General features: G+C 41.4%; 7 protein-coding genes and 1 tRNA gene. All 8 read right to left on the bottom strand.

The window, feature by feature from the left end; genetic code table 11:
• Positions 1 to 70: 70 nt before the first annotated feature.
• Entirely contained in the window at positions 71 to 409 is a 339-nt protein-coding gene (locus V7K21_RS08255) for a hypothetical protein (protein ID WP_335173199.1), read from the bottom strand.
• A 77-nt stretch (positions 410 to 486) separates the two neighbouring features.
• On the bottom strand, positions 487 to 1032 hold the full coding sequence (locus tag V7K21_RS08250) for a hypothetical protein (RefSeq protein WP_335173197.1): 546 nt from the start codon (positions 1030 to 1032) through the stop codon (positions 487 to 489).
• A gap of 296 nt (positions 1033 to 1328) precedes the next feature.
• The gene (gene ftsH2 / locus V7K21_RS08245; protein WP_335173195.1) at positions 1329 to 3215 is read right to left on the bottom strand and encodes an ATP-dependent zinc metalloprotease FtsH2; all 1887 of its coding nucleotides are present in this window, start codon (positions 3213 to 3215) and stop codon (positions 1329 to 1331) included.
• Between the two features lie 291 nt (positions 3216 to 3506).
• Positions 3507 to 4001 carry a hypothetical protein gene (locus V7K21_RS08240; protein ID WP_335173193.1) on the bottom strand — a complete coding sequence of 165 codons (495 nt, stop codon included), beginning with the start codon at positions 3999 to 4001 and terminating at the stop codon, positions 3507 to 3509.
• A 218-nt stretch (positions 4002 to 4219) separates the two neighbouring features.
• On the bottom strand, positions 4220 to 5665 hold the full coding sequence (gene gltX, locus V7K21_RS08235) for a glutamate--tRNA ligase (protein WP_335173191.1): 1446 nt from the start codon (positions 5663 to 5665) through the stop codon (positions 4220 to 4222).
• Positions 5666 to 6011: 346 nt separating this feature from the next.
• Positions 6012 to 6085 (bottom strand) — tRNA-Asp (locus V7K21_RS08230).
• A gap of 119 nt (positions 6086 to 6204) precedes the next feature.
• Entirely contained in the window at positions 6205 to 7731 is a 1527-nt protein-coding gene (locus V7K21_RS08225) for a serine/threonine protein kinase (protein ID WP_335173189.1), read from the bottom strand.
• Between the two features lie 101 nt (positions 7732 to 7832).
• A complete protein-coding gene (locus tag V7K21_RS08220; RefSeq protein WP_335173187.1) occupies positions 7833 to 9455 on the bottom strand; it encodes a serine/threonine protein kinase in 1623 nt (540 codons plus the stop codon).
• Positions 9456 to 9509: the final 54 nt, after the last annotated feature.

Genomic DNA, 9509 nt, shown 5'->3' with positions numbered 1-9509 from the left:
CGCAGCAATTTACAACTACGAGTTAAGTTTAGCTGTCTCAAAATTCCAAACCCCCACCATAACATAAAACTTATTTTGCAAGAGGTCTATTAAACTCTGAACCAGAAAATATGCTAATTTGGTATTGAAAAAAGCGTTTAACTTCAATTAAAACAGGCATAATAATTAGTTCATAACGAGCTTTTTCTGTATTTATTGCTGTTACTAATGGTAGATGCTCAGAGAAAATCAAATTTAAATATTCACTAGGAGAAACGGTCTGTACATCCCCAAATAAATCTTGATTTTCAACAAAGATTAATTTAAAGTCGGTTTTTACTTTGCTAAGATTAAAGGTGCTGTACGGCATTGGAGCATCTTGGGAGTAAAGTGCAGCAATGCCAACTCTACCAGACGTTTTGCGTAGCAAGATTCCAGTAGGGGTACGGCGGGCATAGCCAACGCAAGCTGCGGAAGTTAAGGAAGTAAGTTTGATGATATCTCAGATCAAGAACAGCCTTCAACAAATTCAACTTCTGGCAGTTTACCTGACCAAAACTGAGTGACACGCTTCCCGTCAGTCTCGAATACCACACGATAGTTCTGATTAGCACGGTCTTTCGGGATAAATGTTAAGTAGTGTCCGCCTTGGACGTATTTATGAGGTGTGACTTTAATTTGTCCTGGGTAGAGAGACTTGATTTGCGCTTCGGTGTCGCCAATTTTTGCACCTTTGAGGGTAGTAATCTGGGTATTCTGCCGCACATCTACTCTAGAAATACGACCTTTTGTAACCATAAAAAAAAGATTTTTGGGTTCGTTTTGTGGCTTAACGTAGTAGCAACTGTTATTCGGTGGATCACCCATTAGCTTAGTAGCAGCAGCCTTTGCCGCTTGGGAAACAGTCATCCCAACTCGTACTTGTCCGATACCATTGATAAACAATTTCGATTGATTTGTCAGTTTTGCTTGTGCTACAACTGTGCCGACAGTTAGAGAAGAAAGAGCAAGTATTACCATCCCAAAAGTCAACAATTTAGCTTTGCTATTCATTTTCTGCAAATAAGAAGGGGTAAATATTTATATAGAATATTATGATCAATTAGAGGATGATGATTCCTTTTAAGAAGAATAGAGTTTATTTACATAATTGATGCGATGTTTGTAGTTACGCTTGGGCGCTAAATCCCAGCTAGGAGCCAGTATTTATAGGATCATACTTGTATAACTGTTCATTGATTTTTTGCATAAAATTTACGGTAGAGCTAAAAAAATGAGGATGGCACATACCATCCTCATTTGATTTCTATTTGCCATTCCCAGACATTAGCCTAGAAAAGATTCATCTACTACAGTTGTGGTACGTACTGCTGCTTCTCAGGTACTTCAGCGTACTCAGCGACAATCTGGCGGAATTCTTCGCCGTCAATGGTTTCTTTTTCGATGAGCAAATCGACTAAGCGATCGGTGACAGTGCGATGGTCTCGTATAATCTTCTTCGAGTTTTCGTAACATTCTTCCACGATCGCTCGCACTTGTCCATCAATGCGAGAGGCGATGGATTCGGAATATTCAGATCGGGTTGTCCAGTCACGACCCAAGAACACTTCACCCTGCTGGCTTTCTAACGACAATGGTCCTAAGTCGGACATCCCGAAACGAGTCACCATCTGCCGCGCCATTCCCGATAACTGCTGCAAGTCTCCACCAGCGCCAGTTGTGACTTCAGCAGCGCCAAAAATCACCTCTTCAGCAGCGCGACCGCCCAAAGCGCCAGTAATCCTTGCTCTCAATTGAGAACGAGAAATTAATCCCTGTTCTTCGTTGGGAGTAAACCAAGTCAAACCTTGCGCTTGTCCTCTTGGAATCAAGGTAACTTTCTGCACTGGGTCATGGTCTTTTAACAAAGTCCCAACTAAGGCGTGTCCAATTTCGTGGTATGCAATCAAGCGCTTGCTCTTGCTGTCTACCAAAGGAGTGCCTTCCATCCCAGCGACTACCCGATCTACCGCATCATCAATTTCGCGGAGGGTGATAGCTTCTTTACGTCTTCTAGCAGTGAGAATTGCCGCTTCGTTGAGTAAGTTGGCTAAGTCAGCACCAGTGAATCCAGGAGTGCGGCGAGCGATCGCATCCAAAGATACGGTAGTGTCTAGTTTCTTGTTTCGCGCATGGACTTGCAAGATTTCCAAACGCCCTTTGATATCAGGTGCATCGACTGTTACTTGTCGGTCAAAGCGACCGGGACGCAACAAGGCTGAGTCTAGTACGTCGGGACGGTTGGTGGCAGCAATAATAATGATGCCTGTATTACCTTCAAACCCGTCCATTTCGGTGAGCAATTGGTTGAGAGTTTGCTCTCTCTCGTCGTTACCGCCACCGATACCAGCACCCCGTTGGCGTCCAACGGCGTCGATTTCATCGATGAAGATGATACAGGGGGCGTTGTCTTTAGCTTTCTTGAACAAATCGCGGACACGGGATGCACCGACACCGACGAACATTTCCACGAATTCCGAACCAGAAATACTGAAGAATGGTACGCCTGCTTCACCAGCGATCGCTTTTGCTAGTAAAGTTTTACCAGTTCCAGGAGGCCCAACTAACAGGACTCCCTTGGGAATCCGTGCGCCTACAGCGGTAAATCTTTCTGGCTGCTTGAGGAAGGTAACAACTTCTTGCAGTTCTTCTTTAGCTTCTTCGATCCCGGCTACGTCGTCAAATTTAACCCCGGTTTTCGCCTCCATTTGGAAACGCGCTTTGGATTTGCCGAAGTTCATCGCTTGACCTGGCCCGCCGGGGAGGTTGCTAGAACGCCGGAACAAAAAGAACAGCCCGGTAATCAATAAAACTGGAAACACGAGATTGCCTAACAATCCCCAAATTGCGCCATCATTCCGCATGGGGTGGGCATCAAAACTAATCGCTTTTTCTTTGAGCTTGCTAATTAACTCAGGAGCGTTAACAGGCAAATCCACCCGCCACCTTTGGACACGATTTTCGATGTCTGGATCGCGGGCTTCTATAATTGCTGTCCTACCGCCTTCGTACAGATCCACACTGCTGACGCGATCGCCGTCCAAGTATTCTAGAAAGCGACCATAGGTCATGCGAGTATTGGCTGCATTCTTACTCATGTCAGCAGGAGCGCCTGCAAAGGCCCCTTGCCAGAAGAAAAAGCCAATTACCAAAGCCGGCAATGTCCAGAGTACTAGGACTTTCCAAGAGAATTTCATGTTAATTTGCCTCTAGATACCTATACAAGTCATCAGCCTTAGCAACCGAATGTTGATCACTTTGTCACTTTAAGCTGTTAAACGGATGTCTATAAATCCATTTTGTTTAATTTGATCTCTTATATGCACTCCCATAAAGCAATCAGGGCATTATGGCGATGCCAACAAGAATCTTAATCAAAGTTAACTTAATTTTAATACAATATCGCACGAGAAAAGGAAGCGCCAACAAGGGAGAGACGCCAATAAATTTTCTCGTCTCTGGTATGTCTCTTCAATCAAGGACTTTACCTACTTAACTTCTGTAATTTGTAGAGTGTAAGGAAGATACTTACCTTTTTCGTAGGAACCAACCCAAATTTGGTAATTTCCAGCCAACCATTCACCAACAATGCCAGCATTTTTACCGTCAACATCATCATTACACCAAGTACCACCGGGTCCCTTGATAATCAAGGTGGTGTCCTCAGGACTTTGCACTTGCAGCTTTAGGTAGTCAAATTTACTTGTTAGCACTAATGTGTGGTCTGGTGTTTCATCAACAAATCCAGTACAAGGGCCAGTCGCTGTTTCGCTTCTGGCGGCTACTTGACTCCCAGATATTGAACCACCACTCATTCCGCGAACTGTCAGGGGGTCTGGCGAAAACTGGGGGCTAATGGTGACATCTTCAAATATCGTTGGCGCTTCCTGAGCATCAGTCACAGTATTAGCTGTCAATGTAATCAAGAGCGTAACTATCATCAACGATAATCTCATCCCTCTGTTAAGCACTTTTGTCAGCATTGTAATTACGTTCGCTTCTAAGTGTTTTTAAGGACATTAATTTTACACACCAAGTTCCCAACCTGAGGAGAATTGACTACCTATTTTAGATTTAAAATTGGGGATAATTCATTAGTAATTAGTCAATAATTTCTTGTTTGGATAGTTGCTCTACCTTATGGATAGGGGCGCACGTTTGTGCGCCCCTAAAATCTAAATATAAAATCTGGAAATAATCGCTAATTAGCTTCTGTTATTGCCCTACTCAAGCGCGACTTATCTAAACCAATCTGACTTAGTAGTAACCAAGATTGGATCAAATCGGGGCCATGAACATCTCCAGTTAAGGCTGCTCTGAGCGATCGCATTACCAAGCCTTTTTTGACTTTTTGCTCTTTCACCACTTGTTTAATGATGTCCTGGGCGACGGCTTCCGATAGTTGCGGCTGATTTTCTAAAGCTGTGACAATCCCCTCAAGCACAGCAGTAGAACCTTCTTGCTTGAGTTGTGTACTGGCTTCGTCACTAAATTCAACTGTGTCGCTAAAAAACAGTTGGCTTTGAGCTACTGCATCTACTAAACGAGTCAAGCTTTGGCTAATTAAAGTTACTAGCTGTTCTAACCAGGGGCGTTGTCTTCCACCATCAAATTTATACCCAGCCGCTTGCCAATAGGGTATGAGTAAATCTGTGAGTTTATCTACTGGCATATGGTGGATATACTGACTGTTCAACCAATCGAGTTTTGCCCAGTCAAACTTTGCACCTGCTTTATTTACACGCTCAAAGCCAAACTCCTTGGCTGCTGCTTCTAAGGTAAATATTTCTTGCGTCGAGTCTGGTGGCGACCAACCCAGCAATGTCATGTAATTCACCAAGCCTTCAGCAGTAAAGCCCATTTGCTGAAAGTCAGAAATGGAAGTAACACCATCTCGCTTAGAAAGCTTGCGCCCTTCCAAATTTAAAATCAGTGGCGTGTGGGCAAACTCTGGGATTTTTGCACCCATTGCTTCATACAGTAAAATTTGCTTGGCGGTGTTGGCGATGTGGTCTTCTCCCCGAATGACATAGGTGATTTGCATGTCGATGTCATCTACTACAACTGCAAAGTTGTATAAAGGTTGACCACTACCTTCTTCTGAGGCGCGGGCGATGACCATATCACCACCTAAATCGCTACCTCGCCAAGACATATTTCCCCTTACTAGGTCATTCCAGACAATTTCTTGCCCATCTTCTATTTTGAACCGAATCACAGAGGAGCGACCTTCTGCTTCAAATGCGGCGCGTTGTTCTGGCGTGAGGTTGCGGTGACGGTTGTCATAGCGAGGAGCTTCGCCTCTAGCTTTTTGGGCTTCTCTTAAAGCCTCTAATTCTTCGGAAGTGGTGTAGCAGCGGTAGGCTAATCCTTGATCTAGCAGTTTTTGTACTGCTTCTTTGTAGAGATCCAGGCGTTGGGATTGAAAAAATGGTCCTTCATCCCAGTTAAGTCCTAGCCAGCGCAGTCCTTCAAGAACATTGTCAGTGTATTCGGGACGCGATCGCTCTAGGTCTGTGTCTTCTATTCGCAGTATAAATTTCCCACCGTGGTGGCGGGCAAATAGCCAGTTAAATACAGCCGTTCTAGCTGTACCAATATGTAAATTTCCAGTTGGACTCGGCGCAATTCGGACTCTGACAGTCACAGTTAATTCTCTCTTTCGCAAAGCTTGATGAATGTACCTTATATTTAAACCCTGAATCCTGAGTCAATCAATTTTTGATTTTGGATTGACGATAGCGTAGCGTTAGCGAGTCATCGAGCGTCTTTTGGATTGACCCCGACCACAAGGGTATGGGGCAAGCCGACTTTTAAATTGAGAATTTTGGATTTGTTCCGCCCACGAGGAGCGGGGGATGGGGGCATGAACCAAAAAATCTAAAATCTAAAATCTAAAATTTGTAGTTTAGGAAATGCTAGCTTAGGAACTAGTGAATAACAAATGCCCAATTCCTAATATTACTCAAGATTCACTACTGATAACTTTATAACGGGACTGACGGGGCTCGAACCCGCAACTTCCGCCGTGACAGGGCGGTGCTCTAACCAATTGAACTACAGTCCCTTGTTTGGCAACTTTGCTATTATCGCTATTTATTTTCTACTTGTCAAGTGTTTTGGAGTTAGGAATTATTTTTGCCCCGTCTACCTTGCGGGCGCTCACTGCTTGGGAGAACTTTTTCCTTAAATAGAACCTGATAATACAACCTGTGGCTCTGATTCCAGATGTTGTAATATCCGGGATTGCATTTGTTTATACTGCTGCTTTAATAGCTGTTTGCTCAACTGGGGTTGAGAAGCGGGTGGTAGACTATGACTTTGTTGCACCCAGGTTTTCAACATTTGCCGCTGAGTTGGCTCGATGCGACTGCTGAGAACGTTGGTGCAGGAATGTGGTGCTTCTACAGTAAAGAAAATCAAAGGATAGTGTTCATTTTCAGCCAGGAAACTTACCACCTTAAGATTTTGAGGATTTTGCATATCTAGGTAGCAGGGTAGCCACTTAGGAGCTAATTGCCGATTGTAGAGTATACTCACCCACAACAGCATTGGGTGAGGGGATGTTATGAAGATAAATTGATTATAACGGGTAGAAACCGCATAGTTTTTGATTTCTTGTTTAGGCAACATCAGCCATAACGCTGTCATAGATCCTTGTGCAGTGTCTAGAAGCTGGGAAAAAACAATTTCTTGAATTGGTTTATTTTCAGGCCAGAAAAGTTGCTGACAGCTTTGTTTTACTGTGATTGGTAATCCCGAATCTAAAGGACAGTTAAGAATGGAACTAGAGGCTAATGTTGTTGGGAAACTGGGACTATCGGGCTGTTCTAAACTGTTTAATACTTGCAGAATTTGAGCGATATTTTGTGGGCGATCGCTTGCTTTTTTAGCAAGACAAGCCATGATTAAATAATTTAATTTCTGAGGTAATTTAAGAGTGGGTTTAACATCTGTGATCGCTTTTGGTTCTTCAAACTGATGTGCTTTATACCAAGCACCAAAGTAATCAGTTTCTGGTTGCCAGGGTTTTTTGCCTGTGAGCATTTCAAACATCATCACACCTAGGCTATAAATATCAGAGCGACTATCTAATTTTTCCCCATCTAACTGTTCTGGAGAACAGTAGGGTAAAGTGCCATTAAATCCACTGCTTGTACTAGCTGTTGATGCATAATTTAAAAATCTAGCAATCCCGAAATCGAGAATTTTAACTAACTGACCCAATATCGGATCAGGAATAACTAATATATTGGCAGGCTTGATATCTCTATGAACTAATGGACAAATTTTGCCGTCAATGTTAATGCCTTGATGGGCGCACTGTAAGCCCAAACAAATTTGGCGGGAGAGAGTCAAAAACATGGACAAAGACAGCGGAATTAAATCCTTTAAACTCTTTCCACATAGATATTCCATGACGTAGTATGGTTTTCCTTGCTCATTCACGCCATAATCATACGCCCGCACTATATGTAAGCTCTTTTGACTCAAAGCTGCACTCATTAAAGCTTCACGAACAAAGTCTTGTTGCATCTTGGTATCGACAACAGTTTTATTCAAAAACTTGACAGCAACTGGTATACCTCCTAACAAAATATCATTTGCTAAAAAAACTTCGCCCATGCCACCGCTACCAATTAATTGCTTAAGTTGATAACGATTGGCAAGCAAGCCCGTACTACTTGGAGATGTAAATCGGCTTTGATTCACTTTGTTCACCTCTGCTGCTGAGTCGATTTAAAGTTAGCAGTACACACATAAGAATCTCATTGGGTAATGGTGGTAAGCATTTTGATTTTGATAGCAGACTTTCAAGGACGTGATAAAAGTTTAAAAAAAGTCTCCAAAAATTTAGTCATCCAATTTTTTAAACTTTCTTTCTCAGTTTTTTGATGTAAAGTTAACTTTTGTAAAATATCTAATTTTAGCTTTTCATAATCTATTTTTAATAGATTTTTAGCTTCATTAGGCAAAATTAATTCATTTGATTGTTGACTCATATCTAAGCAATCTACAAGTTGCTGGCGCTGATTAGCCGTAAGCTTTAAAGTCGTTACATGAGAGCACCGATTTGGATCTTCTAAGGCAAAAAATAGTAAGTGATAGTAGCCTACTTCTGCTAAACTACGTGCTATATTCTCCCCTTTATTATCTTTCAAATCCAGAAAATAAGGTAGCCACTTAGTCATTGAAGGTTGGGCATTGTATAGTACTGTTACCCATAATAGCATCGGGTATACATTCCTTTTACTAATAAATTCAGTACCATGTATTTTATCCAAGTATTTTGTAATCTCTTGTTTGGGCAACATTGACCAAAAAGTTGGTATAAGTCTTTGATGAGTATGTAGTAAATGGGGAAAACCAATTGATGCAATTGGTTTATTTTTAGGCCAACTTTTCTGCAAACAATCTTTTTCTGATAATAAAGTTGCAGGTACTAATTGAACTGGAGACGAAAGGTTAATAATCTCAGTACTTTTGTTAGGAATAACATCATTAAGTTGAATGTTAACCTTTCCTAAATCTTCTAATATTTGGTTAATATTTTGAGGGCGATCGCTTATTTCTTTCGCTAAACAACTCATCAGTAATTTTTCTAATACCTGCGGTATTTTTACTTGTGGATTCACTTCTTCAACTGTAGGTGGCATTTGAAAGCGATGCGCTTGATACCAAGTACCAAAGGAGTTACTTTTTGTCTGAAATGGATGTTTTCCTGTCAGCATCTCAAACATTAGTACTCCCAAACTGTAAATATCAGAGCGGACATCTAGCAATTTGCGTCCTTCCATATGTTCTGGAGAACAGTAAGGCAAACTGCCAATAAAAGAATCTGTCAGGGTCATCCCACTTCGTTCTGTTAAAAATTTGGCAATACCAAAATCTAGTATTTTAACAATTTCTCCTTGCTTACTATCTTCACTGATGAATATATTTTCTGGTTTAATATCCCTGTGAACAATGGGATAAATTTCTCCTTTGAGGCTGATACCTTCATGGGCACATTGTAAACCTAAACAAATTTGATTACAAATCTCTAAAAACTTTGATATTGTTAAGGGCTGAATTTTGAGAATTTGTTTGAGATTTTTTCCTTGCAGGTATTCCATTACATAAAAGGGAGTCTTATCCTCAGTAACGCCATAAGTTAAAATACGAACAATATGTTTACTTTTGCGACCCAATTGAGCGCCAATAAAAATCTCTCTGGCAAAGCGTTGGGACATTTGCTGGTTCACCAAACTGAGTGATAAAATTTTGACTGCGACCGCCATACCACCTTTAGCAGTATCTTCTGCTAAATAAACTTTACCCATCCCCCCTTTACCAATTAAATCTATGATTAAATAGCGATTATTTAAAAATTTTCCAATGTAATCATCTAATTCTACTTTTTGCCCTACCATACTCTCAATTTGATTTTGCGACATAAGAATTAATTATGAAAAACATTGTTTGTAAAATACTTTAAGAAGTCTAGCTAA

This window comes from Nostoc sp. (assembly GCF_036919595.1).
GTDB lineage: Bacteria > Cyanobacteriota > Cyanobacteriia > Cyanobacteriales > Nostocaceae > Nostoc.
Note: the sequence above shows the minus strand (reverse complement) of the source record. Positions and strands in the feature narration are given on the sequence as shown.